Genomic DNA, 26,029 nt, shown 5'->3' on the forward strand with positions numbered 1-26,029 from the left:
AGATATAATAATAATATTATGGCGGTTGTGGCGAAGTGGTTAACGCACCTGATTGTGGTTCAGGCATTCGTGGGTTCGATTCCCATCAGTCGCCCCATATTATTGGGGTATAGCCAAGCGGTAAGGCAACGGATTTTGATTCCGTCATGCCCTGGTTCGAATCCAGGTACCCCAGTTAAATTTGCGGAAGTAGTTCAGTGGTAGAACACCACCTTGCCAAGGTGGGGGTCGCGAGTTCGAACCTCGTCTTCCGCTCCATTTTCTATTTACGGCGGCATAGCCAAGTGGTAAGGCACAGGTCTGCAACACCTCTACCACCGGTTCAAATCCGGTTGCCGCCTCCAATTATTTTTAAAATAACTACATATAATCTATAATAATATTATGCCGGTGTGGCGGAATTGGCAGACGCGCACGACTCAAAATCGTGTTCTTTCGAGAGTGTCGGTTCGACCCCGACCACCGGTATCCTAAATAAGCAAGTATATCAAGGGTTCTCATCTAATGAGGGCTCTTTTTTGTTGTCAAAATTTCTTTCATTAAGGGAAGAACCCTGATGGAATTTAAGGTGCAAAATATTCTAGAACCACAGTCGTTCAATGTTAGCTATGAAGGTGCTGGCTTTCTAAATTAGATATTGCAAACTTGGTAGAGGAATTATCTATAATTGAGATTGATGAGGGGTTTGAGTAGGTATCTGCAAATTTTAAAGAAGAGGGTAAAGTACTAAAAGAGAGGAGGGAAATTTCCCTCCTCTTTTTTATTATTAGTAATTATAGAAACAAAATTTGGATTTATTTATTTTCATTCTGAAGAAACACATAAAAATTTAACAGGTGTACTTGTGAGATTCAACCAATAATGTGGACTACTAGAGTCGATGATAATGGAGTCATGTTCGTTTAAATGATATTCTTCATCATTTATTTGTACAGTCAGTATGCCGTCTAAAACATACAGAAATTCTTTTCCGTGATGAGTAAATTGATTCCCCTTGTTTTCTCCGGGATTTAGAATTATAAAAAGTGGGTTAAAGCCAAGTCCTGTATGATTGCCGGACAAGTCCTTGTAAATGAATTGGTTGACGGTCAAATCCGCACTGCTATTAATTCCACGAATGACAGTTGGCTGCTTTTGTTTTGTTTCTGTGCTGAAAAAGTAACTAGGATTTACTTGAAGTACTTCAGATATTTTCTTAAGCGATTCTAGTGTTAGAGATGATTTCATACGCTCAACTTGTGATAAAAAACTGATGGATAGATCAGTCTTGTCTGCAATTTCCTTAAGGGTCAATTTTCTTTCTTTTCGTAGGCTTTTAATTTTATCTCCAATTGTTTTGTCCATAACAATACCTCATCTCAATTTATGTAAAGTATACATCATTATATATTTTAAAAAATAAAGTTGACAGAATATTACCTCTAATCTAATATTAGGTTATTATAATTTAAGTAATACTTCAAATATATTGAACTTTCACTTAAATTATAAAACATATGTTAATAAATAACTAGAGTCTCTTTTTATAAGTCATTTTGAAATAGTATTTTAAAAATTGGATTGGAGAGATTTAAATGATCATTAAAAAAGTATATACAACAGTTGATGTACATGTTGCAGGCGAACCATTACGAATTATAACGGATGGGCTACCCGAGATAAAAGGTGATACTCAATTGGAAAGACGTGCTTACTGCATGGAACATCTTGATTACATAAGAGAAGTACTGATGCTTGAACCAAGGGGGCATCACGGTATGTATGGATGTATTATTACGCCCCCTGCGAGCCCTCATGCAGATTTTGGAGTACTGTTTATGCACAATGAAGGTTGGAGCACGATGTGTGGACATGGAATTGTTGGTGTAATCACGATGGGGATAGAAACAGGTCGTTTCATCGTGACAGAAGAAAATCAGAAATTTATCATCGATAGTCCTGCAGGTGAAATAGTAGCCTATGCAAAATGCAATGGTTCTATTGTAGAAGCGGTTTCTTTTGAAAATGTTCCGTCATTTGTATTGGAAAAGGATATGCCTGTAAGTATTGATGGTTATGAATTCAATGTTGATATCTCATTTGGAGGTGCTTTCTACGCAGTTGTTAAAAGCAAAGAGATGAGTTTGAAAGTAAATACCAAAGATTTACCTGCAATTCAAAAATGGGGAACGAAAATCAAACGATATATCGAAGATAAAATAGATGTAGTTCATCCACTTGAAAGTGGCCTTCGTGGCATTTATGGTGTTATTTTCTCAGATGATCCAGTAGGAGAGAATGCAAATTTGCGTAATGTTACAATTTTTGCTGATGAACAAATCGACCGTTCACCTTGTGGTACAGGTACGTGCGCAAGACTGGCAAGCCTTTATGCACATGGTGAATTGGAAGATAAGGGAAGCTTTGTTCACGAAAGCATCACAGATGGCCAATTCATTGGTGAGATATTATCGATTAGCAATGTAGCGGGGTATGAAGCGGTTATTCCAAAAGTTACAGGAGAAGCTTTCCTGACAGGTTTCCACCAATTTTTAGTTGATCCACGCGACACTTTGCCAAGAGGATTCTTATTGGAAGAGATTTGATAGTTTCGTAGCTTTAAAGAAAGAAGGGGTGGTGCAAAAAGAAGAATAATTTTATTCAATTAACTATTTATGTTGCTGTATCATCACTTATTGATACTGGAAACATAGTAAATAATATTGAGGATGATTTAACGGGAACCGCAATTGTGCATTCACGTTTTGGTGATGAAATAGAATCTCTTGAAGAAGCTAAGGATGCATCCTTTCCAGAATCAAATATGGTGGTTCAATAATCTCGCAGAGCAACATGTATTTGTTAGGTAGTTCAGTACTGGAGGAAAAGATATGTTGATTTTAAGTGCACGTGAACAAAAGAATTTGATGGATATGAATGAGGTAATGGACTGTGTTGCGCAAGCATTAAATGAGTTTTCCGCCTCGAGAACAGAGACACCAATTCGGTTGTCACTTCCTTTTGGCCTAGCAAATACAGGGCTTGTCATGCCTTCCGTTGCCAAAGAGTTGCAAACAATGGGTGTTAAATATGTAACGGTGGTTCCCGATAATAAGAAAACTGGCAAAACCATTCAGGGTGTTGTTTTATTATCTGATATTGAAACTGGTGAACCGTTAGCTTTGCTTGAAGGCTCTTTTTTAACTCTTATTCGAACAGGTGCTTTATCAGGTGTTGCGACAAAGTATTTTGCACGTGAGAATGCGAAAGTATTAGGTGTTATTGGAACTGGTGAGCAAGCAAAAGGTTTGTGTGAAGCAGTTTTAGCTGCAAGAGATATTGAAGAAATTCATTTATTTAATCGTAGCGATTCAAAAGCAAAAGAGTTTGCTCAATTCTTAGAAGAAAAGTTTAAAGTGAAAGCAGTTCTTTGTGATAATCCTAATGAAGTGGTACGAAAAGCAGATATTCTAGTGACTGCAACGAGCTCGACAATCCCGGTCTTCACCGAAGCATTGAAACCAGGTACGCACGTAAACGCGGTGGGCTCATTCCGTCCAACGATGCAGGAATTACCGTCAAGTGCAATTGCTTCAGCACATAAAGTTATTGTAGAAGCAAAAGACGCAGCTCTGGAAGAAACAGGAGATTTACATGTGCCGATTCAAGAAGGAGTATTTTCTGAAACTGGTATTCATGCAGAGCTTGGAAAAGTGGTAAGTGGGGAGCGGCCAGGTAGAGAAAAGGATGAGGAAATTACCATTTTTAAATCTGTGGGTCTTGCGATTGCGGATATAGTTGTCGCTAAATATTTGTATGATAAGGCCATTGCGAATAAAGCAGGGGTACATGTGGAATTATAAGCAAATTTATAATCGCGAGTAATGAGGAATTTGAGAAGGTTCCTGTAACATTTTAAGAAATAGATGTTTAGAAGAGAGAGGGGAAAGAGTGCTCCTCTTTTTTTGTGCATTTCTACATATAGACCCCCCTAGCAATTTACTAGATGGTAGAAGTTCTGAGGTTAACAGTTCTCAATGGAATTAAAGTATTATATTGTAACTTAATTAAAGTGTACTTCCAGCAGACTTATAATACTTCGTGAATAAGTAAATCAAGGAATGCTTCTTTATTCGCTTTTCATATATAGAGTTTGATAAAGTAGAGATAAGAAACAGAATATATTATTAGGAGTTTTAAGAAATGAAAATACGTCCAAAGAGATTGCAGGTTGGAGATACGGTTGGGATTATTGCACCTGCTAGTCCACCAAATTTTGAGAAGTTAACAAAGTCATTCGCTTTTTTAGAGGAGCTTGGCCTGAAATATGTTATTGGAAAGTCTGTACAACTGCAGAATGGTTATTTGGCAGGAACTGATGAGGAGCGTTTATCTGATTTACACGAAATGATTGAAGATCCTAATATTGCTGCTATTCTCTGTGCTAGTGGTGGGTATGGTGCTGCACGTATTGCAGAACGCATTGATTATCAATTATTAGAGGAGAATCCTAAAATCTTCTGGGGATTTTCAGATATTACGTATTTACATACCGCTTTTGGTTTGTATTCTGATATTGTAACTTTCCATGGTCCAACTTTATCAAGTATGGGGCGAGAAGATGTAGCAGAACGTTCTAAGCATATGTTTAAGCAGTTGTTTGAACCTGCTGAGATTCACTATGAAGAAGATATCTCTATGCTTACAACAGTATCTGGTGGGGCTGTAAGAGGGGAACTAACAGGAGGAAATCTAACACTAATTGTCAGCAGTATTGGTACTAAGTATGAAATCGATACTAAAGGAAAAATATTGCTTATTGAAGATATTGGTTTAGAGCCGGCTCAAATTGATGGTCTTCTCAATCAGTTAAAGCTTTCACGCAAGTTAGATGAAGTAGCAGGTGTTATTATCGGAGAGTTTACGAACGCAGAGCCTAAAGAATACGTAGATTCACTCACAATAGATGAAGTATTTACTCATTATTTTGGCAAGTTAGGTAAACCAGTTGTGAAAGGCTTCAAAATTGGACATTGTGAACCAAATGTAGCAATTCCATTAGGTGTGGATGCTATTTTAGATGCAGATCGTAAGCATTTAGCTATTTTACCGGGTGTTCAGTGATACCTTACAATTAAATAATTTCACAGCTTAAATAATAGTTGGAAATTCAATGCTCTTAGGCATAATTCTTTAATCGTTACCTTATAATACAATAACTTCTTGTTAATAAAATTCGATTTACACAAAAAACATTTACAATATAACTCATCTCTCATAGAGGTGAGTTTTTTTATTTGTTTCTATTAGTATATCCAGTTAATGATTGAATGCAAAAGTAAATACATTATTTTTTAAATAATTGATATTAAAGTAAAAATCTGTTAATGTATTTTTATAATATTATCAGAATATTATAAAAATGATAGGGGTGATAGAGTGAAGTATTTTTTATCAGTAGACATGGAAGGGATTACGGGTTTACCGGATTACACATTTGTATCTCAATCAGAAAATAATTATGAACACTCTAGAAAAATTATGACAGATGAGGCCAATGCAATAATTGGTGCTGCTTTTAAAAGTGGAGCGAAAGAAGTGCTAGTAAACGATAGCCATTCCAAAATGAATAATTTGTTAGTTGAGGAATTGCATGAGGATGCAGATTTGATCACGGGAGATTTAAAGCCGCTCTCAATGGTTCAAAACGTAGATAAAACATTTGATGGTGTAATGTTTGCAGGATATCATGCGAGAGCAGGACAACCTGGAGTAATGAGCCATTCAATGACATTTAGTATTCGAACAATTTTCATTGATGATGTGGAAATTGGTGAAATTGGCTTTAATTCATATGTGGCTGGTTATTTTGGAGTGCCAGTTATTTTTCTAGCTGGTGATGATTGTGCTTGTCGTGAGATTGAGGCACTTATTCCTGGTGTTGTAACTGCAGCAGTAAAAGAATCAATTTCAAGATCGGCTGTGAAGACATTACATCCTAAAAAAGCACGAGCATTGTTAGCTGAAAAAACGGCTGAAGCGATTGCGAAAAAAGATTCAATTAAACCACTTGTACCACCAGCTACACCAACATTACGCATTGAATTTACAAATTATGGACAGGCCGAATGGGCAGCGTTAATGCCAGGAACGAGGATTATTGAAGGAACAACAATGGTGGAGTTTAAGGCAAAAGATATTCTAGAGGCATATAGAGCAATGCTAGTAATGGCAGAGTTGGCATACCAAACACGTTATTGCTGACAAGGAGGAGGTGGGTTTGAATGATTCAATATATAATAAAGCGCTTCTTCATGATGATTTTAACAGTGTTGCTTATTGCGACATTGACGTTTTTTTTAATGCATGCAATTCCAGGGTCACCATTTGATGATGATCGTACTTCAAATCCTACAATTCAAGAAAATCTAGAAAAATACTATAAGCTAGATCAGCCATTGCCGGTGCAATATGCGAACTATTTAAAGGCTATTGTTACCTTTGATTTTGGTCCTTCGATTAAGAAACCAAATGACTCAGTTAATAGCTTATTGGCCAGGGGATTCCCTATTTCATTTGAGCTAGGAATCATAACGATACTAGTAGCGGTTATATCAGGGGTAACGTTAGGCACTTTAGCAGCACTCCGGCATAACGGAATAATTGATTATCTTGCGATGACTTTTGCGGTTATAGGTATTTCTATTCCAAACTTTATTTTAGCAACTTTACTTATTCAAATTTTTGCAGGTGAACTGAAGTGGTTACCCGCGGCAACTTGGCAAAGCCCGCTTCATATGATATTGCCTACTTTAGCATTAGCAACAGGACCTATGGCGATTATTGCAAGGCTTACTCGCTCTAGCATGTTAGAGGTACTAACACAGGATTATATAAAGATGGCGAGAGCAAAAGGTTTGAAACCGTCTAGAATTATTATCCGGCATGCACTACGAAATGCCATGATGCCTGTCGTGACAATTATGGGGACGATGCTAGCAGGAATATTAACAGGTACCTTCGTTATTGAACGTATTTTCGCAATTCCAGGTATGGGAAAATACTTCGTTGAAAGTATTAATAATCGTGACTATCCCGTAATTATGGGCTCAACTGTTTTTTATAGTGCATTTTTAGTATTCATGTTATTCCTAGTCGATATTGTATATGGCATATTAGATCCGCGTATTAAATTGCACAAAAAAGAAGGTGAATCATCATGACCAATGTAAAAGACATTGAAATAAAAGACGAGTGGTTTAAGCCTAAAGCGAAGAACTTGGAAAACGCTGAAATGGTTGTAAGGCCGTCATTATCGTATTGGGCAGATGCTTGGCGTAAGCTAAAAAAGAATAAGCTAGCAATGTTAGGGATGTTTTTTTTAATATTTCTTGCCATTATGGCGATATTTGTTCCGATATTTTCTCCGTATTTAGTTACAGCAACTGATTACCCTAGTCAAAATAAAGCGCCTTCTATGACGCATTGGTTTGGAACGGATGAAGCAGGGCGAGATGTGTTTACAAGAACATGGTACGGCGCACGAATTTCTTTGTTTGTAGGTTTGATGGCAGCACTTATAGATTTTTTTATAGGTATTATTTATGGAGGTATTAGTGGTTACAAGGGCGGCAAAGTGGATTTAATTATGATGCGTATCATTGAAGTTTTATATGGTCTTCCACATTTACTTGTAGTTATTTTGTTAATGGTCGTAATGGGATCTAGCTTAACGACAATTATTGTTGCCTTAACAATTACAGGATGGGTAGGAATGGCACGTATTGTACGTGGTCAAGTGTTGCAATTAAAGAATTATGAATTTGTAACAGCTTCTAAGTCTTTTGGGGCTAAGACTTCACGCATCATACGAAAAAATCTGTTACCAAACACTATGGGACCAATTATTGTACAGATGACACTGACAGTGCCGAGTGCAATTTTTGCAGAAGCATTTCTAAGTTTTTTAGGCTTAGGCATTAGTGCGCCATTTGCTAGCTGGGGTGTAATGGCAAACGATGCATTGCCTGTTATTTTGTCGGGACATTGGTGGAGATTATTTTTCCCAGCACTATTTATTTCATTAACAATGTTTGCATTTAATGTTCTTGGTGATGGGCTACAAGATGCACTTGATCCAAAATTAAGGGGGTGAGTGGCATGGTACGTGAACAAGCGCTGCACAACAATTCTATGGGGCAGCCAACATTCGAGGGAAAAGAGAGATTGAAAGAAAAAATCTTACAAGTGGAAGATTTACAAGTGACTTTTACTACATTTGGCGGCGTAGTTCAGGCTGTAAGGGGTGTCACATTTGATTTGCATAAAGGTGAGACACTTGCCATTGTAGGAGAATCTGGTTGTGGTAAAAGCGTTACATCAAATGCGATTATGGGATTAATTCCACAACCCCCCGGGAAAATTACAAACGGCAAAGTAATCTTTAAAGGAAAAGATTTAACTTCTTTTAAAAAATCTGATCTTCGTAAAATCCAAGGGCTAGATGTGTCTATGATTTTTCAAGATCCAATGACCGCATTAAATCCAACGATGACAATTGGAGAACAATTGACTGAAGGGCTACGTACGCATCATAAGATAAGTAAGGCGGAAGCTAAAACTAAGGCTATTGAAATGCTCTTACTTGTAGGAATATCAAACCCTAGTGAACGATTAAATCAGTACCCCCATCAGTTTTCTGGTGGTATGAGGCAGAGAATTGTTATAGCAATCGCATTAATTTGTGAACCTACCTTATTAATAGCGGATGAACCAACAACAGCTTTAGATGTAACCATTCAAGCACAAATTTTGGAACTGTTTGAAGAGATTCAAAAGAAAACAGGCGTCTCCATTATCTTAATAACACATGACTTGGGTGTGGTTGCTAAAATAGCCGATCGGATTGCAGTTATGTACGCAGGCAAGATTATTGAAATAGGTACGAAGCGAGAAATATTTTATGAACCTACACACCCTTATACAAAAGGATTATTAAATTCAGTTCCTAGACTAGATTTAGTAGAGGAAGAATTAGAGCCGATTGAAGGAACACCACCTGATTTATTTGCACCACCAGCAGGCTGTGCTTTTACAGCGAGATGTCCATATGCGATGGAAGTATGTAATCATGTATATCCAGTGGCAACATCGCTATCTGAGAAGCATAAGGTAGATTGTTGGTTACAAGATGAACGTGCAAAAGGATTATTTAACTGAAAATGGTGAGGGGCACATTGTGCTTAATATATTTCACAAAAGAGTTAAAGGGGGATTATTTATGAAAAAGTGGTTAACAGTTTTATTCGTAGCAGTATTTGCAATTGTTTTATCAGCTTGTACGGCAAATAAAGAAGCAGGCAAAGAACCGTCATCCACTGAGGGTGGGGGAGATGCCAAGGAAAAAGTACTTTACTTAAATAACGGTAGTGAACCAACTTCTTTCGATCCGTCTGTCGGTTTTAATGCAGTATCTTGGAATGCATTAAATAACTTGATGGAAGGTTTAGTTCGCTTTAATGACAAAGATCAACCTGTAGAAGCGACAGCTGAAAAGATTGCTGTTTCTGATGATGGATTAACTTATACTTTTACAATCCGAGATGGAGCAAAATGGTCAAATGGCGATGCAGTAACAGCGGGAGATTTTGTTTTTGGATGGCTACATATGCTTGATCCAGAAACAGCTTCACCAGCCGCATTCTTAGCTTATCCAATTGATGGCGCTGAAGCTTATAACACTGGAAAGGGTAAAGCGGAGGAAGTAGCTATTAAAGCGACTGATGATAAGACATTTGAAGTGAAGCTGAATGCACCAACTGATGCGTTCTTGAGCATAATTACTAATCCAAGTTTCTTCCCGGTAAATGAGAAAGTTGCAAAGGAAAATCCAAAATGGTTTGCAGAAGCAGATTCATTTGTCGGTAATGGACCATTCAATTTATCAGAATGGGAGCATGATGTGAAATTTGTATTTAAAAAGAATGATCATTATTGGGATAAAGACACTGTAAAGCTTGATAAAGTTGATTGGGCAATGGTGAATGATACGAATACTGAATATCAAATGTACAAATCAGATGAGCTAGATGTATCGAGTGTACCTGCTGAGCTAGCAGAACAGTTAAAAAACGATAAAGAGTTACATGTAGAAGACCAAGCAGGCATATACTTCTACCGATTTAATGTAGAGAAAAAGCCATTTACTAACAAAAAAATTCGCCAAGCTTTTGCTAAGGCAGTAGACCAAGAAAATATCGTGCAATATGTAACGAAAAATGGTGAGAAAGCAGCGCATGGTTTTGTAACATATGGCTTCACAGGTCCAGACGGTAAAGAATTCCGAGAATCAGTTGGAGACCTAGTCTCTTTAGATAAAGAAGAGGCAAAGAAATTATTACAAGAAGGTATGAAAGAAGAAGGCTGGTCTAAGCTTCCAAAAGTGACATTAACGTATTCAACAAGCCCAGAACATCAAAATATTGCGGTAGCTTTACAAAGTCAAATTAAAGATGCACTAGGTGTAGATGCAAAACTACAAAACGTAGAAGCTAGTGTATTCTTAGCTGAACAAAAAGAGCTGAAGCATCAAACATCTCGTTCATCATTCTTATATGACTATGCAGATCCAATCAATGCAATTGAAAGTTTTATTACAGATTCCCCTATGAACCGTACAGCATGGTCAAACAAAAAATTTGATAGCTTGATTAAATCTGCTAAACAAGAAACAGATGCAACAAAACGATGGGAAACTCTACAAGAAGCAGAGCGTGTGTTAATCGACGAAGCGCCAATTGTACCATTATATTTCTATAATCAAGTGTCATTAGAGAAATCTAATGTATCAGGTATTGTTCGCCATCCAGTTGGATATACGGAACTGAAATGGGCAGACAAAAACTAAAGAGTAGCGGTGCCTATTATAGGCACTGCACTTTCTTGAATAAGTGAGGGAGTGTATATATTACGTTCCTTGATTTATTTTAGAAAGGGAGGAAATGATGATGAAAAATAGACCTATGAGACTTCAAAAGGGTGACACGATCGGAATTATAGCGCCATCAAGTCCACCAAACCTGGAAAGTTTACAACATTCACTCACATTTCTTGAAGGGCTTGGGTTGCATTATAAATTTGGTCCATCCGTAGAGAATACTCATGGTTATTTAGCAGGTACTGATGAAGAGAGACTAAATGATCTACATGCTATGTTCGCGGACCCTACAATTGCTGGCATCATTTGTGCAGGTGGTGGTTACGGCTCAGCACGTTATACGGATAAAATAGACTTTCAGCTCCTTGCAAATAATCCTAAAATCCTCTGGGGTTATTCGGATATTACATTTCTACATACAGCGATAGGAAAGTACTCTAATTTCATTACCTTTCATGGCCCAATGCTAGCTTCGGATGTTGGAAGACATACATTCCAAGAAAAGTCAGGTCAAATGTTCAAACAACTTTTCCAACCAATGGAGTTACAGTATACAGAGGATTACTCACCATTAGAGACAATGGTTGCAGGAGTGGCAAAAGGAGAAATTACAGGTGGTAACTTAAGTCTTTTATCAAACGGACTTGGAACAGAATTTGAAGTCGATACGAAAGGAAAACTTCTATTAATTGAGGATGTAGATGAAGAACCTTATAGAATAGATTGTATGCTAAATCAATTACGACAAGCGGGTAAATTGCAAGATGCAGCAGGCATTATTGTAGGTGATTTTAGCAATACTGAGCCGAAAAAGAGAAAAGTCTCATTGAATCTGGAGGAAGTGTTAACTCACTATTTAGGCGCTTTAAATGTACCAGTAGTAAAGGGCTTTAAAATTGGGCATTGTGAACCTCATTTTGCAATACCACTAGGCGCAGAAGCTATTTTGAATGCGAATGATAAAACACTGACCATTTTACCAGGGGTCCAATAAGTGAAGGGGTGACACGTCATGATTATCCAAGCTATTGATGTATTTCAAGTTGCGGTACCATTAAAAAAACCATTTAAAACTGCGTTACGCACAGTAACGGTCGCAGAATCCATTTATGTACGTGTAACAGTAGAAGATGGGCGGGTAGGTTGGGGAGAGGCACCACCAACATTTGTCATCACAGGTGAAACTTTAGCTAGTATTCAATATGCAATTGAAGAGGTGTTTGCACCATTATTAAACGGGCAGGATCTCCGATTTTATGAGCAGGTTTTTAAAAAGCTTCATACTGCTTTGGTTGGAAATACAAGTGCTAAGGCGGCAATTGATATGGCATTGTATGATCTAATTGCACAACGATCAGATCTACCCCTATATCAATTCTTGGGTGGAAATAAAAAGGAGATAGAAACCGATTATACAGTAAGCGTAAATGCTCCCGAGGAAATGTCAGCTGATGCAGCAAAATATATCGCTAATGGATTTCAAGTATTGAAAGTAAAAGTGGGTATCGGTGAAATAACTGATGATATTGCTAGGATAAAAGCAATTCGAGATGAAATTGGCTATACAACGAAACTTCGACTAGATGCCAATCAAGGTTGGAATGCAAAGGAAGCTGTGTACGCCATTTCTAAAATGGAAGACTTAGGTCTAGATATAGAATTGATTGAACAACCCGTAATAGCACATGATGTGCATGGGTTAAAATTTGTAACGGATCATACATTAACACCGATTATGGCTGATGAAAGTGTCTTTTCAGTTCATGATGCAAAAACTATTTTAGAAATGCGTGCAGCAGATTTAATTAATATTAAATTGATGAAAGCAGGAGGGATTTATCAAGCCCTGAAAATCAATGCATTAGCAGAAAGCTATGGGGTGCAATGTATGACAGGGAGTATGATAGAAACCAAAATTGGTATTACCGCCGCAGCACATTTTGCTGCTAGTCAACCAAATATACAATATTACGATTTTGATGCCCCTCTAATGTTGAAATTTGAAACAATCAAGGGCGGCGTAACATATAAAGAAAGAAATATTAGCTTCTCAGAACGTAGTGGATTAGGCATTGAAGAAGTATATACAGGGGGGACTAAATGACCACATTACATAATATTTGGCATTGCTCAGTTGCAGTAGCATCTATTTGGACGAAACCAGAATCAGCTCGAGATATTGATCAACCAGCTATTACAAACCCCGTACATCTGGTTAAATGGTTAGAAGCGCTTCCTTATAAAGAACGTTTAGACTTATGTGACAGTAATAGAGTTCAAACGCAGCTATTGTTTGGAGAACCTGTAATAGTAGAGGAAATTCAAGGAGAATGGGCAAAAGTGATTGCCATCTTACAACCTACTCATAAGGATGAAAGAGGCTATCCAGGTTGGGTACCTTTGGCGCAATTATCTAAACAAAAACTTTTGGATTCAACGGAAAGTATTATTGTGAATGTGGACAAAACACAATTATGGTCTGAAGATGGTACACCACAAATTGTCTTAACTTTTAATACAATATTGCCTGTATTAGACGAGAAAGCACAATATTTTATCGTTGATACACCAATAGGAAGAGGAAAAGTATTAAAATCGAGTGCAGTAAAATATACAGGAGACATTGTACAGTCGATGAATAAGGCTGTACAGTTTGGTCTTTACTATTTGGACTTACCGTATATTTGGAGTGGTATGTCATCGTATGGATATGATTGCTCTGGCTTTACTTATAATATGGCAAAAGCTTGCGGTCTACGAATTCCGAGGGATGCAGGTGACCAAGCTACATATGGTATGGCTATATCAAAGGACAATGAAGAGGAATGGCGAGTTGGAGATTTATTATTCTTTGCAGATGAAAAGGGTACCAAGCCGGTGAGGCATGTTGGTTTTTACTACGGTGAAGGACAAATGCTTCATTCTCCACAAACCGGTAAATCGGTTGAACTAATAAAACTTGCAGGCACAATATTCGAGGAAGAAATCTGTGCTGTTAGACGCTATGGACCGGGAGTGAAAACAACATGACAGAAAAAGTGATTTTATCGGTGCAAAATTTGAAAAAACATTTTGATTTAGGCAAAGGTACCACATTAAAGGCGGTAAATGGTATAAGCTTTGACGTGATGGAAGGTGAGACATTTGGGTTAGTTGGCGAGTCTGGGTGTGGCAAATCTACAGCAGGAAGAACAATTTTAGGGCTGTATAATCGTACAGATGGGAAAGTCTTATTCGAAGATCAAGATGTCCATTCAATGACAGAGAAGGAGCGCAACAACTTCTTGAAAAAGATGCAAATGATTTTCCAAGATCCATATGCATCATTAAATCCGCGTTCTACTGTCTTTGAAATAATTGCAGAACCAATAGAAATTCATCATTTAAATAAATCGAAAGAAGAACTAAAAGAGAGAGTATATGAGTTACTAGAGGATGTTGGTCTGAATCGTGATCATGCCAATCGTTATCCTCATGAATTCTCAGGTGGTCAACGTCAAAGAATCGGAATTGCCAGGGCATTAGCACTTGAACCTCAGTTTATAATTGCCGATGAACCGATTTCAGCTTTGGACGTATCTGTCCAAGCCTCAGTAGTAAAACTATTGCAGAAGCTCCAAAAGGAAAAAGGTTTGACGTATTTATTTATTGCACATGATTTATCGATGGTAAAATATATTTCAAAACGAATTGGTGTTATGTATTTAGGGCAAATGGTAGAATTGACGACAAGTAAACAATTGTACAATGAACCTCTACATCCATACACACAAGCTTTATTATCAGCTATCCCTATACCTGATCCGGATATAGAGGAGAAAAGGGAACGTATTATTCTTGAAGGGGAATTGCCAAGCCCTATCAATCCACCAACAGGCTGTGTTTTCCATACCCGCTGTCCAATGGCAAAAGCAGTTTGTTCACAACTACAACCAAAATGGTTAGAAAAAAGTGAAGGGCATTATGTAGCTTGCCATTTATATGATGAAGAAGTGCTTGCGATGGAGCAATTTGAGAAGATTGCCCACTAAATAACATATAAAAAACGCGCTCTCCATGAAGGAGAAGCGCATTTTTTCGTAACGGCAGATCGGGTGATACTTAACTAATAATTTGTGGGCCTTTGCATTGGTTGGTCATTGGTCACAGTTAATATGTTAAATGGTCATCGGTCATCGGTTTGAATTCAACTAATGAATGAGGTGATCATGCCAGTTACGCCTCGAGGAAGAGTCTCACTGCCTCAAGGTTAGAAATACTTGCTATCATCAAAATCGATTTCGATTGTATAGTTTTTTGCATTAATTAAATTAGATAACTTATGCGCGTCCTTCTCAAGTTCTACTGCCTTCAAACGGTATTCCTCAGGGTCAAATAAGGCAACACGGTAAACAGTTGTACCGTCAGAATAGCCATATTGAATTTCTTCTTTTTCTGATTGAGCAAACTCTTTATAGGTAGCTGCTCTAGCACGAAGTTGTGTTGCAAATTCTATTGCTTCAACAATTGTATAATCTTCACCTTTAAATGGAAGAGTATGATCAATATTCGCACGGTATACTAATTTATCTAGTAAGCGAATATCTTTGCGAACATCTTCAAGTTCAGTATCTACTTCTGTAAGTAAACGCTTAGAAGGTTTTGGTTCTTCACCTTTTTCCACTTGAACAAAAGCTACACGTTGTAATTCAGAGGATAGCTCATGTACTTTTTTCGTTAATATGCTTTTCAGTTTTACTGCTTCTGCTAATGTAATAGTACCCACTATAGAACCTCCTTAAATTTCAAGTGATTGTTGAGTATTGAATAATAGACCCGTTGTGAAGTCGCCACCATGCACTTGTGAGAACATTTTGCCTGCAGCCGCTAATAATGCATTGCTATTTTCAATAGACAAAGATGGACGTAAATAGAACACTTGAAGTGCTTTGGTCGTGTTCTCTGTCACAGCTGTTCGTTTCGAATCAACAAAGGGGCTACCAAAAGGTCCTTTTGCATCTGACGTAACAATAATATTATGTAACGAATTAAAGCGGCCATTTAATCCTTCATAGCCCGTTTCCTCATCACCAAGAGATACGGTCACATTACCATCTAAATTTTCAATATCATATATTCCAACTGGCATTTCGTATTGTAATGAAAAGAAATTATTTAAATCTACCGCTGAGTGAAATGGGGCTATATAGTTCTGCTTGGCAATACGACGCATCAAACTTTCAGCGGAGTGACGGTAGCGATTTGGATCAGCACCAAGCGATTTCCAAAGCTTACGCCATTCAGAAATGCCAGCACGCTCAGTTACAGGGCTGACCTGTAATTCTAGAAATAAGTTTTCTTGATATAACTGTGTACGTCCTTTAATCATTTGAGGAGATTCAGACACAACAATTTTGGTATAATGGATAATGCCGATTTTAAAGTCTGGTACTTTGTTAAGTAAAGTAGAATCTAATGCAACTTTTATCATGAACATCACCTATATCTTGTATTTTCACAAGTGTAACATATAGAAAGGAGTAGAACCAAGTGATTGTCAACGTCTTGCAAGAAGAGCTGATTGAGTACGCAAAAACCATTGGCATAGATAAAATTGGTTTTACATCCGCTGCACCATTTATTGAGTTAAAGAACTTGTTACGTCGCCAGCAGGAGCTCAATTTTCAATCGGGCTTTGAAGAATCTGATATTGAAAAACGTACTGAACCAACCCTTTTACTAGAAGAGGCACAGAGTATTATTGCTATCGCAATTGCTTATCCATCACGAATGAAAAATGCACCTAAAGGTAAGCGAGGTGAGCGCAGAGGTATTTTCTGCCGAGCATCATGGGGAATGGATTATCATACAGTGCTTCGCGAAAAATTAGCGTTACTTGAAGCATTTCTACAGGAAAAAGTTCCGCACGCTAAAATGCGTTCAATGGTTGATACGGGAGAGTTATCTGATCGTGCTGTAGCCGAACGAGCTGGCATTGGATGGAGTGCAAAAAACTGCTCAATCATAACTCCAGAATTCGGTTCTTACGTTTATCTAGGAGAAATGATTACGAATATCCCATTCGCTCCAGATGAACCAATCACTGACCAATGTGGGGATTGTACGCTGTGTATTGATGTATGCCCAACAGGTGCCATAGTACAAGCAGGTCAATTGAACTCGAACCGCTGTGTAGCATTTTTGACGCAAACAAAAGGGTTTTTACCTGACGAGTTTCGTACAAAAATCGGTAATCGAATTTATGGCTGTGATACTTGCCAAACGGTTTGTCCAAAAAACAAAGGTAAACTAAATTGGCTACACGATTCCTTTAAGCCAGATCCTGAAATTGCGAAACCTCTACTGGAACCGTTATTGACTATTTCAAATAAGGATTTCAAAGCGAAATTCGGCTATATTTCTGGTTCTTGGAGAGGGAAGAAGCCAATTCAGCGTAATGCTATTATTGCCCTCGCTCATTTCAAAGAAGAGTCAGCCCTACCAAAACTGATTGAGGTTTTACAGAATGACGAACGTCCAGTAATTCGAGGAACAGCTGCATGGGCTATTGGTAAAATGGGTGTAGTAGATGCAAAAGAAATTTTACAAGTAGCATTACAAAAAGAACAGGATCCTGAGGTTATAATAGAAATAGAAAAAGGATTAGCCTTTTTAGCACAAAAATAAAGGAAGTGTCAAAGTTGTCTTTGCATATCGTTTTATATCAACCAGAAATCCCTGCCAACACTGGTAATATCGCCAGAACTTGCGCAGGTACAAATACAAGCTTACATTTAATTCGACCATTAGGGTTTTCAACGGACGACAAAATGTTGAAAAGAGCTGGATTAGATTATTGGCATAGCGTAAATATTACGTATTATGATTCAGCAGATGAATTTTTTGAAAAGAATGATGGTGGATCATTTTATTATATTGAAACATATGGTGATAAAGCCTATTCAGATTTTAATTTTAGTAACCAAGATGAAGAGATTTTCTTTATTTTTGGAAAGGAAACGACAGGAATTCCGATGGAGTTAATAGAAGGAAACCAAGATCGTTGCTTGCGTATTCCACAAAGTGATAATATACGCTCATTAAATCTTTCAAATACTGCAGCTATTTTAATCTATGAAGCAATGCGCCAACAAAATTTCCCTGGATTAAAATAAAAAAAGGACAGCCTGTAAGTAGGTTGTCCTTTTTTATACGATGGATTACTTTTCAGAAGTGCCTTGTTTGTCTTCATATCCACCAGTGAAGATTGCAGTTAAAAATGCTACACAAACACCAAGAATTAAAATTAATTTCATGGAAGTACCCTCCTCATGGTTATAAAAAGTTCTTTATCAAGTATAGCCTACTTTATATAAAAATGAAATATTAGCAGTTATAAAATTATGGCAGAAATCGTTCTTTATTATTTGCAATGTACATATTAATCGAATAGGATGAAAGAAAGGTGCTAATAATTCCTAAGTAATGCATTTTTGTTAAAGGAGCGGATAATATGGATAACAATGAAAAGCAACCAGAAAACGGCTCAATGGCAACTTCTATGGAGGAGCTAAAACAATTAGGCAAGCAGATGGATAAAATGCGTGATGGTGAGGAGCTTGAGCGTGATGGTCGCGTACAAGATCCTGTACAATCAGATAAAGCACCATCAATTCATCCACGTGATTAAAAAAATGCCCATTGCATCTAAATATGCAGTGGGCATTTTTTTGTATGATTAAGATAAGAAAGTTAATTGGAATGCAAACAAAATAGCAAATACATAAAGTAAAGGATGTACTTTTTTTGCCTCGCCTTTCGCTATTTTTAGAATAGGGTAAGAGATAAATCCGAAGGCAATTCCTGTCGCAATACTTGAAGTAAGCGGCATGATTAAAATAATTAAAAATGCAGGGAAAGCCTCTTCGAATTTCTCCCATTCGATTTCTTTAATAGAACCAATCATCAACGTACCAACGATGATTAATATTGGTGAAGTAATCGCAGAAACCCCTGATATAGCACTAACTAAAGGTCCAAAGAATGAAGCAGCGACAAATAGAATAGCGACAGTTAAACTCGTTAAACCTGTACGGCCACCAGCAGCAACCCCGGCAGAAGATTCAATAAATGCCGTAGTTGGACTTGTCCCAAACATAGCACCAAAAGTTGTAGCAACTGAGTCGGCTAACAATGCTTTGCGAGCGCGTGGTAATTTACCATCTTTCATTAAACCCGCTTGTTTCGCAACCCCAATCATAGTACCAGTCGTATCAAATAGTGTAACTAAAATGAACGAAAATACAACGCCGTATAATCCATAAGAAATAACCTGGCCGATTGCTTCAATCGGGTTCCAGACTAATATGCCTTCAGGAAGATGAGGAACTGCAACTACCTTTTCAATATGCAATTGATTTGTTAAAGTTGCAACAATACCTGTAATAAACATACCAATAAATAGGGCGCCACTAACATTTCGTACCATTAATATTACTGTAACAAATAAACCGAATAATGTTAGTAGCACGCCTGGAGAAGTTAAATCACCTAGCATCACTAAGTTACTTTCACTATCGACAATAATATTCCCCATACGCAAGCCTAGGAAAGCAATAAATAAACCAATACCAGCAGCAATTGCACGTTTTAAATTCTCAGGAATTGCTAAAATTAGTTTTTCACGTAGTGGTGTTAGTGATAACAGAACGAAAATAATACCAGATACAAACACAGCAGCAAACCCGGTTAAATAATCAATGTTGCCTTCTGATGATACGACGATTGAATAAGTAAAATATGCATTTAACCCAATACTTGGCCCGATAACGAGTGGATAATTCGCAAATAGTGACATCCATAAAGTACCTATAACGATGGCAATTATTGTCGCTATGAAAACTTGGTCAAGTGGAACCCCAGATGCAGATAACATACTTGGATTCACAACAACAATGTATATCATAGTAAAGAATGTGGTTATTCCTGCTATAAGTTCCGTCTTAACATTCGTTCCATTTTCCTTTAAACGAAACATTTTAATACCCTCTTCCTTGGAAAAAAACAATTTTTATGACATTAAATATGATATTTATGCATTTTAGAGAAATAACAAGAATATATTAATGATTTCTATATGAGAAATCAACTGTTTTCCCAAAGTCTTTATTCTCGAAATAATTTGATTACATTTGTATAATGAAATTAATCAATTAGAAGGAGTTGTGCGATGTGTTGAATATTACATCTACAAAAACACTACATAATGGCGTGGAAATGCCACGTTTTGGACTTGGTGTGTACAAAATGACTGATCGCGAAGAAGCGATTCAAGCGATGACCACTGCAATTGATACAGGGTATATTGCAATTGACACAGCTTCACTATATAACAATGAAGTAGAAGTAGGGGAAGCAGTCAAAGCTTCTAATGTGAAACGTGAAGATTTATTCATTACATCAAAAGTTTGGAACGCTGATCAGGGATATGATGAAACTTTACGCGCTTTCGAGACTTCATTAAAGAAATTAGATATGGATTACTTAGATTTATATTTAACTCACTGGGCAGTACCTGATAAATTCAAAGACACATATCGTGCAATTGAACGCTTATATGATGAAAAACTACTTCGCGCAACGGGTGTTTCTAACCATCAGATTCACCATCTAGAAGAAATATTTGCTACAGCTAATGTTAAACCAATGGTCAACCAAATTGAAGTGCACCCATACTTAACACAAGTAGAAGTACGTAACTTCTGTACATCAAATGACATCGCCGTTACAGCATGGTCTCCATTAGCTAGAGGTAAAATTATAGATGATACAACTATCACTAGTATTGGCCAAAAATACGGAAAATCTTCAGCACAAGTAGTAATTCGTTGGCATTTACAACTGGGTAATATTGTTATTCCGAAATCAGTAACACCAAGTCGTATAAAAGCAAATGCTCAAGTATTCGATTTCGAACTTACAAACGAAGACATGCAATTAATCAGCGCACTAAACAAAGACGAAAGAACAGGAGCAGATCCAGATAACTTTAGTTTTAAATTTTAATGTTGAAGGCGTTCGCCAAGTTGAAACATGGGAAAACGTATATTTAGCATGAATTCTAAAGAGGTATGTTTTAGGAAATGTGCTAGAAGAATAAAAAACGCGAGAAGAAAATGTTGTGTTTTCTTCTCGCGTTTTTTTATTTTATTGCTTGAGAAGCGCCAAAGCTAGAGTGAGAAGCGCCAAAGCTAGAGTGAGTAGAGCTAAAGCCAGAGTGAGAAGCGCCAAAGCTAGAGTGAGTAGAGCTAAAGCCAGTGAGTAGCGCCAAAGCTAGAGTGAGTAGAGCTAAAGAAAGAGCGAGTAGCGCCAAAGCTAGAGTGAGTAGAGCTAAAGCCAGTGAGTAGCGCCAAAGCTAGGGTGAGTAGAGCTAAAGCATGAGTGAGAAGCGCCAAAGCCGGTGAGAAGCGCCAAAGCTAGGGTGAGAAGCGCTAAACCAGAGTGAGAAGCGCCAAAGCGGGAGCGAGTAGAGCTAAAGCCAAAGTGAGTAGAGCTAAAGCCAGAACGAGAAGCGCCAAAGCTAAAGCAAGTAACACCAATCCCTACCGAAATCTCCAAATAAAAAAGCATCTCCGAGCAATAAACTGCTCAGAGATACTATGTAAATATTTATTGATCAATAATCTCCATTTTCTTATCTGTGAATGGATGAGTAAATTGGAGTTTTCTTGCGTGTAAAGAATAATCGCCAGAAGCAGTTTCTCTTGCATCATATAAAGTATCTCCTACAATTGGATGACCGATATGTGAAAGGTGTACACGAATTTGATGAGTACGTCCAGTTTCTAATACAAGGTTGACGATTGTTGAGTATTGCAGATGACGTACGACTTCAAAATTAGTTATAGCCATTTGACCTTCGGGAGCTACGCGTCGGCGGGTACCGTGGTGACGATCTTTGGCAATTGCTTCACGAATTGTCCCTTTGCGTTCTTTCATATGACCTTGAACTTCTGCTTCATATACGCGAAGGATTTTCTTCTCTTCTAGTAAGCGATCGAAAATAGATTTTGCGATTGGGTGTTTTGCAACAAGTAAAAGTCCAGCTGTACCTTGGTCTAGTCGATGCACATGCTCTGCGTATACTCCGCCTTGTTCTTGTATATATTTCATAACATGATTCATGCAAGTAAAACGATCCCAAACGTCATTTGGATGTGTAGCCATACCTTTTGGTTTAGAAACGATTAAGCAATGTGGATCTTCATATACTACTTTAACTTCGCATTCACGAGTTGCTTCATATGAAGATTCTGGTACATCCATAGTTATGACAATTTCCATACCTTTTGGACGAGGGTCTTTCCATTGTAGAAGTTCGCCGTTTGTGTCTGAAATGGCTTTTGTCATGCGTAATTCATGTACAGTTTTTTTGCCTAGCTTCCATTGTTCACGTAGTAGTTCTTCGATAGTTTGGTTATCTTGTAGAATAGTGAATGTCCAAGATTGTTTCATTATTATTCCTCCATTAAAAAGAAGGATTATGTTGTTTGTACAACATAATCCTTTCTAGTTGTATTATTTCACGAGATCAGTTTGTTTTAGGAATGCTTCGAAAGTAGCCTCGTCTGCATCGCCTGCCATACGTTGAATCTCCTTACCATCTTTAAAATAAGAAAGTGTAGGTGTGCCTTCGATACCGTACTTGTCAAATAAGTTTTCATACTCCAGTAAATTCAATTGATCGATGTGTACACCTAATTTTTTTGCTAATGGCATTAATTTAGGTGTTGCAGCTCTACAATGTGTACACTCTGGACTGAAGAAGTATACCACTGTTGGGTCGCCTTTAGATAGCTTTTTCTCAAGTTCTGTCGGTGTAATGATGTTTTGATAGTTTTTATCGCTAAGTAAATCAATTGTTGATTGTTTTAAATCATTAGTACCGTAAGGATTATCTTTTAATTTTGCTTCGTTTCCTTGGTTGTTTAAGACAATGATTAGTCCAAATAAGACAACAATTACGCCGGCAATGATTAGTAGCTTTTTCAATTATTTTTCCTCCTTAGATGCTTTTAACATGTAAAAGCTTGCTCCTGCGATTAAGACGAATGCTGTTAAAGCAAGGAATGGTATGGTGATGAAGCCAAACCAATTGATGTATTCCCCTGTGCAAGGTACACGGCCACATGTTATTGCAGAGCTAGTTAAAAATTCGAATTTTTGAATAGCGTAATGGTAGATGGAAATACAGCCACCGATTATAGAAAAAACAGCTAAAGTTACAGCAATACGTGCATTTTTTTGAATATAAGCTACTGTTGTGATGAGGACAATTGGGTACATTAAAATACGTTGATACCAACAAAGCTTACAAGGTTCGTACTGTTGAATTTCTGAAAAAAATAGGGAGCCAAGCATTGCGACCAATGAGACGATCCATATGAATAGTAAACTATTCTCAACTTTTTTTGTCATAAAAAAATCTCCTAGTATTAGAGTATTTCCCTTTGAATTATAGAGGGAATGAATATACATGTAAAATATTTTATCCTTGACAAAAACTTCTCTTTTATAAAAAAGGCAATCTTGTGAAAGAGGCATTTCAACTTCTGAACAACTAGATCGGTTGTTACAATTTTAAAAAAGTGTGATTATTCGTCCAATGACACAGTATGACTACATTTCAAGAGAAATTAAACAAAGATCATTTCTCGGAATGGAACCATGGGGCATGAACAATTAAATAGGAACTTATGCATTTTTCCTAAAAGCGCTCCGGAATTAGAAGTTAACATAATTGGTTCTTGCTCAAGTCTCATAATTAACCTTGATGAATATGATGACCGTCATACAAGGATTATTATTATATTACCAATGATAATCCATTTGGCTATAATTTATACGGAATAGAAGTTATAGTAGACGATCCCGATTATTACCGCTTAAAGGTAGTACAACGTCTTTATGATGCACGAAAAGATTCGGCTCGTCAATTTAATTTGACATCCATCATTATTGGTACTAATTATTATAAGCATGAGGCTGAGTGTTCATCGATGATGTCGATTTCGAAGTTTTGCGTCGTCAAAACCAAGATAGTATTGTTGCTCATATGTAAGACCTTCCTCATGATGTATATCGTTAACAATATTCAAAAGAATAATAATTTTATACCACTTTATTTCATGAACAGAAAAGGTGCTTTTTTTATTTTCTCGGTCAAAAGAATGAGAGCTATTTCATGCGAATGTATGACAGGCAGTGGTATCATAGTAGGTACAATATATTTATAGATGAAAAAAGGAAGGCGGCAATTACATGCAGCAAAATGATCATTCGAACATTAGTTTACTCAAGGAAATTGCCGAACTTCTAAATGAAGAAACTGAAATTCAAGCAATGTTACAAGGTGCTCTGAGAAAGTTTTTAGCAGGTACGAATTTTGAAACAGGTTGGGTATTTTTTATCAATAAAAAAGGAAGACATGAGCTCATAGCGCATGAAAATTTGCCACAAGCTTTAAAGCATAATAACTGTCACTTTTTAGAAAAAGGCGGTTGTTGGTGCGTATCACGTTATCGAAATAATGAATTAAAAAAAGCTTCGAATATTATTGAATGTCAGCGCATTGAAAGCGCCAATGCTGCTGAACTAGAGGGTGATGGGGGCATTACCCATCATGCCACAGTACCCTTGCAATCTGGACAAGAGCGTTTTGGGCTATTAAATGTAGCTACGCCAAATACTGTCAGTTTTTCTGATGACGAGCTAGCTCTTTTAGAATCAGTTGCCTTCCAAATGGGATCCGCAATAAAACGAATTTTACTAACAAAACAAGAACAGCAGATGGCACTAGTTGAAGAGAGAAATCGATTGGCGAGAGATTTACATGATTCAGTGAATCAATTATTATTCTCTGTTACGTTAACATCTCGTGCCGGAATTGAAATGGCTGAGCAACCAGAAATGAAGGAAACGTTTAAGGAAATTCAGAATTTAACACAAGAAGCCTTAACAGAAATGCGTGCTTTAATTTGGCAGTTACGCCCTAAAGGTTTAGAGAGTGGTCTAATGGAGGCGATTAAAGGTTATGCTGAAATGTTAGGTATAAACCTTTCTGTGAATGTATCGGGTGTTTTACAATTACCTTCCCGGGTGGAAGAAACGTTATTTCGTATTACACAGGAAGCACTAAATAACGTGCGTAAGCATTCGGGTGTTAAGGACGCAGAGATTTTTGTCATTATTACACAGTCAGATGTGCTATTAGTTATTAAAGATGAAGGTAGAGGATTCCAAGTTGACTCTCTTGTGAAATTGCCATCAATCGGTTTGCAAAGCATGCGAGATCGTGCAAAGGCACTTGGCGGTAAAGTTGATTGGGTGAGTAATATTGGAAGAGGAACGGAAATTTTAATCCGTCTACCATATTAAGGGGGATTTCGATGATTAGAGTATTAATCGCAGACGATCACCATGTTGTAAGAAGAGGATTATTATTTTTTCTGAAAACGCAAAAGGACATCGAGGTTATTGGTGAAGCACAAAATGGTAAAGAAGCAGTAGCATTAACGTCGGAATTAAAGCCAGATATCGTTTTAATGGATTTAGTTATGCCTGAATTAGATGGTATCCAAGCTACAAAACGTATTAAGGCAAAATTTCCTGACACACAGGTACTAATGCTGACGAGTTTTTCGGATAGTGACCATGTCATTCCTGCAATTGAAGCAGGGGCTGCAGGTTACCAGTTAAAAGATATTGAACCAGATGAACTGGTGACATCAATCCGTAGAATAATGGCAGGAGAAAATACATTGCATCCACAAGCGACAACTCAACTTATTAAAAGTCGAGAGATGCAAGAAGATTTGCCACATATGAAGCATACTTTGACACCTCGAGAACGTGATGTTCTAGCTGAATTAACAAAAGGAAAGAGTAATAGAGAAATTGCATCCTCACTTTTTGTTACAGAAAAAACTGTGAAGACACATATTTCGAATATTTTTTCAAAATTGGAAGTACAAGATCGTACTCAAGCTGCACTTTATGCAGTCAAACATGGGTTAACTGAATCGAGTGAGCAACAATAAGAGAAAAAGCTGTCCCTTAGTCATTGAAATGACTGAT

At 37.3% G+C, this 26,029-nt stretch carries 25 protein-coding genes and 5 tRNA genes; 23 read left to right on the forward strand and 7 right to left on the reverse strand.

Annotated features, from left to right (window positions below):
- The first annotated feature begins 21 nt into the window (after positions 1-21).
- The 5 genes from BK137_RS12190 (at position 22) to BK137_RS12210 (ending at position 468) form a co-directional block, all read left to right on the forward strand.
- Positions 22-97, forward strand: a tRNA-His gene (locus tag BK137_RS12190).
- A gap of 6 nt (positions 98-103) precedes the next feature.
- A tRNA-Gln gene (locus tag BK137_RS12195) sits at positions 104-175 on the forward strand.
- A gap of 8 nt (positions 176-183) precedes the next feature.
- Positions 184-258 (forward strand) — tRNA-Gly (locus BK137_RS12200).
- A 12-nt stretch (positions 259-270) separates the two neighbouring features.
- Positions 271-344 (forward strand) — tRNA-Cys (locus tag BK137_RS12205).
- Between the two features lie 42 nt (positions 345-386).
- Positions 387-468: transfer RNA gene (locus BK137_RS12210), tRNA-Leu, on the forward strand.
- A 336-nt stretch (positions 469-804) separates the two neighbouring features.
- On the opposite strand, the gene BK137_RS12215 is transcribed toward BK137_RS12210, so the two are convergent.
- Positions 805-1,344 (reverse strand): helix-turn-helix domain-containing protein, encoded by a 540-nt coding sequence (locus tag BK137_RS12215; RefSeq protein WP_038189098.1) that lies wholly within the window; start codon positions 1,342-1,344, stop codon positions 805-807.
- 230 nt (positions 1,345-1,574) lie between these two features.
- Between BK137_RS12215 and BK137_RS12220 the strand changes: the two genes are divergently transcribed.
- The 12 genes from BK137_RS12220 (at position 1,575) to BK137_RS12275 (ending at position 14,946) form a co-directional block, all read left to right on the forward strand.
- Positions 1,575-2,585 carry a proline racemase family protein gene (locus BK137_RS12220; protein ID WP_038189094.1) on the forward strand — a complete coding sequence of 337 codons (1,011 nt, stop codon included), beginning with the start codon at positions 1,575-1,577 and terminating at the stop codon, positions 2,583-2,585.
- A gap of 285 nt (positions 2,586-2,870) precedes the next feature.
- On the forward strand, positions 2,871-3,842 hold the full coding sequence (locus BK137_RS12225; protein WP_038189091.1) for an ornithine cyclodeaminase family protein: 972 nt from the start codon (positions 2,871-2,873) through the stop codon (positions 3,840-3,842).
- 340 nt (positions 3,843-4,182) lie between these two features.
- Complete coding sequence (locus tag BK137_RS12230; RefSeq protein WP_038189088.1) at positions 4,183-5,103, forward strand: S66 peptidase family protein; 921 nt, start codon at positions 4,183-4,185, stop codon at positions 5,101-5,103.
- Between the two features lie 315 nt (positions 5,104-5,418).
- Positions 5,419-6,243 carry a M55 family metallopeptidase gene (locus BK137_RS12235; protein ID WP_038189085.1) on the forward strand — a complete coding sequence of 275 codons (825 nt, stop codon included), beginning with the start codon at positions 5,419-5,421 and terminating at the stop codon, positions 6,241-6,243.
- Positions 6,244-6,263: 20 nt separating this feature from the next.
- Positions 6,264-7,202 carry an ABC transporter permease gene (locus tag BK137_RS12240; RefSeq protein WP_038189081.1) on the forward strand — a complete coding sequence of 313 codons (939 nt, stop codon included), beginning with the start codon at positions 6,264-6,266 and terminating at the stop codon, positions 7,200-7,202.
- Entirely contained in the window at positions 7,199-8,134 is a 936-nt protein-coding gene (locus tag BK137_RS12245; RefSeq protein WP_038189078.1) for an ABC transporter permease, read from the forward strand. The genes BK137_RS12240 and BK137_RS12245 overlap by 4 nt, the downstream gene beginning before the upstream one ends.
- Before the next feature lie 38 nt (positions 8,135-8,172).
- A complete protein-coding gene (locus BK137_RS12250) occupies positions 8,173-9,198 on the forward strand; it encodes an ABC transporter ATP-binding protein (RefSeq protein ID WP_051448817.1) in 1,026 nt (341 codons plus the stop codon).
- Positions 9,199-9,259: 61 nt separating this feature from the next.
- Positions 9,260-10,885, forward strand: a complete 1,626-nt coding sequence (locus tag BK137_RS12255) for a peptide ABC transporter substrate-binding protein (protein ID WP_038189075.1) — start codon at positions 9,260-9,262, stop codon at positions 10,883-10,885.
- Positions 10,886-10,985: 100 nt separating this feature from the next.
- Positions 10,986-11,909, forward strand: a complete 924-nt coding sequence (locus BK137_RS12260; RefSeq protein ID WP_038189073.1) for a S66 peptidase family protein — start codon at positions 10,986-10,988, stop codon at positions 11,907-11,909.
- An 18-nt stretch (positions 11,910-11,927) separates the two neighbouring features.
- Positions 11,928-13,019, forward strand: a complete 1,092-nt coding sequence (locus tag BK137_RS12265; protein ID WP_038189070.1) for a dipeptide epimerase — start codon at positions 11,928-11,930, stop codon at positions 13,017-13,019.
- The gene (locus BK137_RS12270) at positions 13,016-13,945 is read left to right on the forward strand and encodes a C40 family peptidase (protein WP_038189068.1); all 930 of its coding nucleotides are present in this window, start codon (positions 13,016-13,018) and stop codon (positions 13,943-13,945) included. Before BK137_RS12265 ends, BK137_RS12270 begins: the two co-directional genes overlap by 4 nt.
- Positions 13,942-14,946 (forward strand): ABC transporter ATP-binding protein, encoded by a 1,005-nt coding sequence (locus tag BK137_RS12275; protein ID WP_038189066.1) that lies wholly within the window; start codon positions 13,942-13,944, stop codon positions 14,944-14,946. Before BK137_RS12270 ends, BK137_RS12275 begins: the two co-directional genes overlap by 4 nt.
- A 218-nt stretch (positions 14,947-15,164) precedes the next feature.
- Here BK137_RS12275 and BK137_RS12280 read toward each other — a convergent pair whose 3' ends face one another.
- Together BK137_RS12280 and BK137_RS12285 are read right to left on the reverse strand one after the other, a co-directional pair.
- Complete coding sequence (locus BK137_RS12280; RefSeq protein ID WP_038189064.1) at positions 15,165-15,680, reverse strand: DIP1984 family protein; 516 nt, start codon at positions 15,678-15,680, stop codon at positions 15,165-15,167.
- A gap of 12 nt (positions 15,681-15,692) precedes the next feature.
- A complete protein-coding gene (locus BK137_RS12285; RefSeq protein WP_038189174.1) occupies positions 15,693-16,382 on the reverse strand; it encodes a B3/B4 domain-containing protein in 690 nt (229 codons plus the stop codon).
- 62 nt (positions 16,383-16,444) lie between these two features.
- On the opposite strand from BK137_RS12285, the gene queG reads away from it, so the two are divergent.
- The 3 genes from queG to BK137_RS22295 all read left to right on the forward strand — a co-directional run bounded on the left by queG (position 16,445) and on the right by BK137_RS22295 (position 18,584).
- The gene (gene queG, locus BK137_RS12290) at positions 16,445-17,581 is read left to right on the forward strand and encodes a tRNA epoxyqueuosine(34) reductase QueG (RefSeq protein ID WP_038189063.1); all 1,137 of its coding nucleotides are present in this window, start codon (positions 16,445-16,447) and stop codon (positions 17,579-17,581) included.
- 14 nt (positions 17,582-17,595) lie between these two features.
- A complete protein-coding gene (gene trmL / locus BK137_RS12295; RefSeq protein ID WP_038189061.1) occupies positions 17,596-18,069 on the forward strand; it encodes a tRNA (uridine(34)/cytosine(34)/5-carboxymethylaminomethyluridine(34)-2'-O)-methyltransferase TrmL in 474 nt (157 codons plus the stop codon).
- Between the two features lie 338 nt (positions 18,070-18,407).
- Positions 18,408-18,584 carry a hypothetical protein gene (locus tag BK137_RS22295; protein ID WP_164491935.1) on the forward strand — a complete coding sequence of 59 codons (177 nt, stop codon included), beginning with the start codon at positions 18,408-18,410 and terminating at the stop codon, positions 18,582-18,584.
- Positions 18,585-18,632: 48 nt separating this feature from the next.
- On the opposite strand, the gene BK137_RS12300 is transcribed toward BK137_RS22295, so the two are convergent.
- Positions 18,633-19,931 (reverse strand): NCS2 family permease, encoded by a 1,299-nt coding sequence (locus tag BK137_RS12300; protein ID WP_038189059.1) that lies wholly within the window; start codon positions 19,929-19,931, stop codon positions 18,633-18,635.
- A 197-nt stretch (positions 19,932-20,128) separates the two neighbouring features.
- Here BK137_RS12300 and BK137_RS12305 point away from each other — a divergent pair, with 197 nt between their 5' ends.
- Positions 20,129-20,959 carry an aldo/keto reductase gene (locus BK137_RS12305; RefSeq protein WP_038189171.1) on the forward strand — a complete coding sequence of 277 codons (831 nt, stop codon included), beginning with the start codon at positions 20,129-20,131 and terminating at the stop codon, positions 20,957-20,959.
- A gap of 603 nt (positions 20,960-21,562) precedes the next feature.
- Here the strand turns inward: BK137_RS12305 and BK137_RS12310 are convergent.
- From BK137_RS12310 to BK137_RS12320, 3 genes are all read right to left on the reverse strand, one after another.
- A complete protein-coding gene (locus BK137_RS12310; protein WP_038189057.1) occupies positions 21,563-22,408 on the reverse strand; it encodes an RluA family pseudouridine synthase in 846 nt (281 codons plus the stop codon).
- 63 nt (positions 22,409-22,471) lie between these two features.
- A complete protein-coding gene (locus tag BK137_RS12315) occupies positions 22,472-22,945 on the reverse strand; it encodes a thioredoxin family protein (protein WP_038189055.1) in 474 nt (157 codons plus the stop codon).
- Complete coding sequence (locus tag BK137_RS12320; RefSeq protein WP_038189053.1) at positions 22,946-23,371, reverse strand: disulfide oxidoreductase; 426 nt, start codon at positions 23,369-23,371, stop codon at positions 22,946-22,948.
- Positions 23,372-24,214: 843 nt separating this feature from the next.
- Between BK137_RS12320 and BK137_RS12325 the strand changes: the two genes are divergently transcribed.
- Together BK137_RS12325 and BK137_RS12330 are read left to right on the forward strand one after the other, a co-directional pair.
- Positions 24,215-25,330: a GAF domain-containing sensor histidine kinase gene (locus BK137_RS12325; protein ID WP_038189052.1), complete on the forward strand. Its 1,116-nt coding sequence runs from the start codon at positions 24,215-24,217 to the stop codon at positions 25,328-25,330.
- An 11-nt stretch (positions 25,331-25,341) separates the two neighbouring features.
- Positions 25,342-25,992 carry a response regulator transcription factor gene (locus BK137_RS12330; RefSeq protein ID WP_038189051.1) on the forward strand — a complete coding sequence of 217 codons (651 nt, stop codon included), beginning with the start codon at positions 25,342-25,344 and terminating at the stop codon, positions 25,990-25,992.
- The last annotated feature ends 37 nt before the right edge of the window (positions 25,993-26,029 follow it).

Origin of the sequence: Viridibacillus arenosi (assembly GCF_001955655.1) — a bacterium.
Lineage (GTDB): Bacteria > Bacillota > Bacilli > Bacillales_A > Planococcaceae > Viridibacillus > Viridibacillus arenosi.

Excerpts from the sequence above, each read along its gene's own strand:
- BK137_RS12255 (WP_038189075.1), top strand. The coding sequence starts at position 9,260 with ATGAAAAAGTGGTTAACAGTTTTATTCGTAGCAGTATTTGCAATTGTT.
- BK137_RS12300 (WP_038189059.1), bottom strand. The coding sequence starts at position 19,931 with ATGTTTCGTTTAAAGGAAAATGGAACGAATGTTAAGACGGAACTTATA.
- BK137_RS12215 (WP_038189098.1), bottom strand. The coding sequence starts at position 1,344 with ATGGACAAAACAATTGGAGATAAAATTAAAAGCCTACGAAAAGAAAGA.
- BK137_RS12320 (WP_038189053.1), bottom strand. The coding sequence starts at position 23,371 with ATGACAAAAAAAGTTGAGAATAGTTTACTATTCATATGGATCGTCTCA.
- BK137_RS12310 (WP_038189057.1), bottom strand. The coding sequence starts at position 22,408 with ATGAAACAATCTTGGACATTCACTATTCTACAAGATAACCAAACTATC.
- BK137_RS12325 (WP_038189052.1), top strand. The coding sequence starts at position 24,215 with ATGCAGCAAAATGATCATTCGAACATTAGTTTACTCAAGGAAATTGCC.
- BK137_RS12250 (WP_051448817.1), top strand. The coding sequence starts at position 8,173 with ATGGGGCAGCCAACATTCGAGGGAAAAGAGAGATTGAAAGAAAAAATC.
- BK137_RS12265 (WP_038189070.1), top strand. The coding sequence starts at position 11,928 with ATGATTATCCAAGCTATTGATGTATTTCAAGTTGCGGTACCATTAAAA.
- BK137_RS12270 (WP_038189068.1), top strand. The coding sequence starts at position 13,016 with ATGACCACATTACATAATATTTGGCATTGCTCAGTTGCAGTAGCATCT.
- BK137_RS12275 (WP_038189066.1), top strand. The coding sequence starts at position 13,942 with ATGACAGAAAAAGTGATTTTATCGGTGCAAAATTTGAAAAAACATTTT.
- BK137_RS12260 (WP_038189073.1), top strand. The coding sequence starts at position 10,986 with ATGAAAAATAGACCTATGAGACTTCAAAAGGGTGACACGATCGGAATT.
- BK137_RS12220 (WP_038189094.1), top strand. The coding sequence starts at position 1,575 with ATGATCATTAAAAAAGTATATACAACAGTTGATGTACATGTTGCAGGC.
- BK137_RS12330 (WP_038189051.1), top strand. The coding sequence starts at position 25,342 with ATGATTAGAGTATTAATCGCAGACGATCACCATGTTGTAAGAAGAGGA.
- BK137_RS12245 (WP_038189078.1), top strand. The coding sequence starts at position 7,199 with ATGACCAATGTAAAAGACATTGAAATAAAAGACGAGTGGTTTAAGCCT.
- BK137_RS12230 (WP_038189088.1), top strand. The coding sequence starts at position 4,183 with ATGAAAATACGTCCAAAGAGATTGCAGGTTGGAGATACGGTTGGGATT.
- BK137_RS12240 (WP_038189081.1), top strand. The coding sequence starts at position 6,264 with ATGATTCAATATATAATAAAGCGCTTCTTCATGATGATTTTAACAGTG.
- BK137_RS12225 (WP_038189091.1), top strand. The coding sequence starts at position 2,871 with ATGTTGATTTTAAGTGCACGTGAACAAAAGAATTTGATGGATATGAAT.
- BK137_RS22295 (WP_164491935.1), top strand. The coding sequence starts at position 18,408 with ATGGATAACAATGAAAAGCAACCAGAAAACGGCTCAATGGCAACTTCT.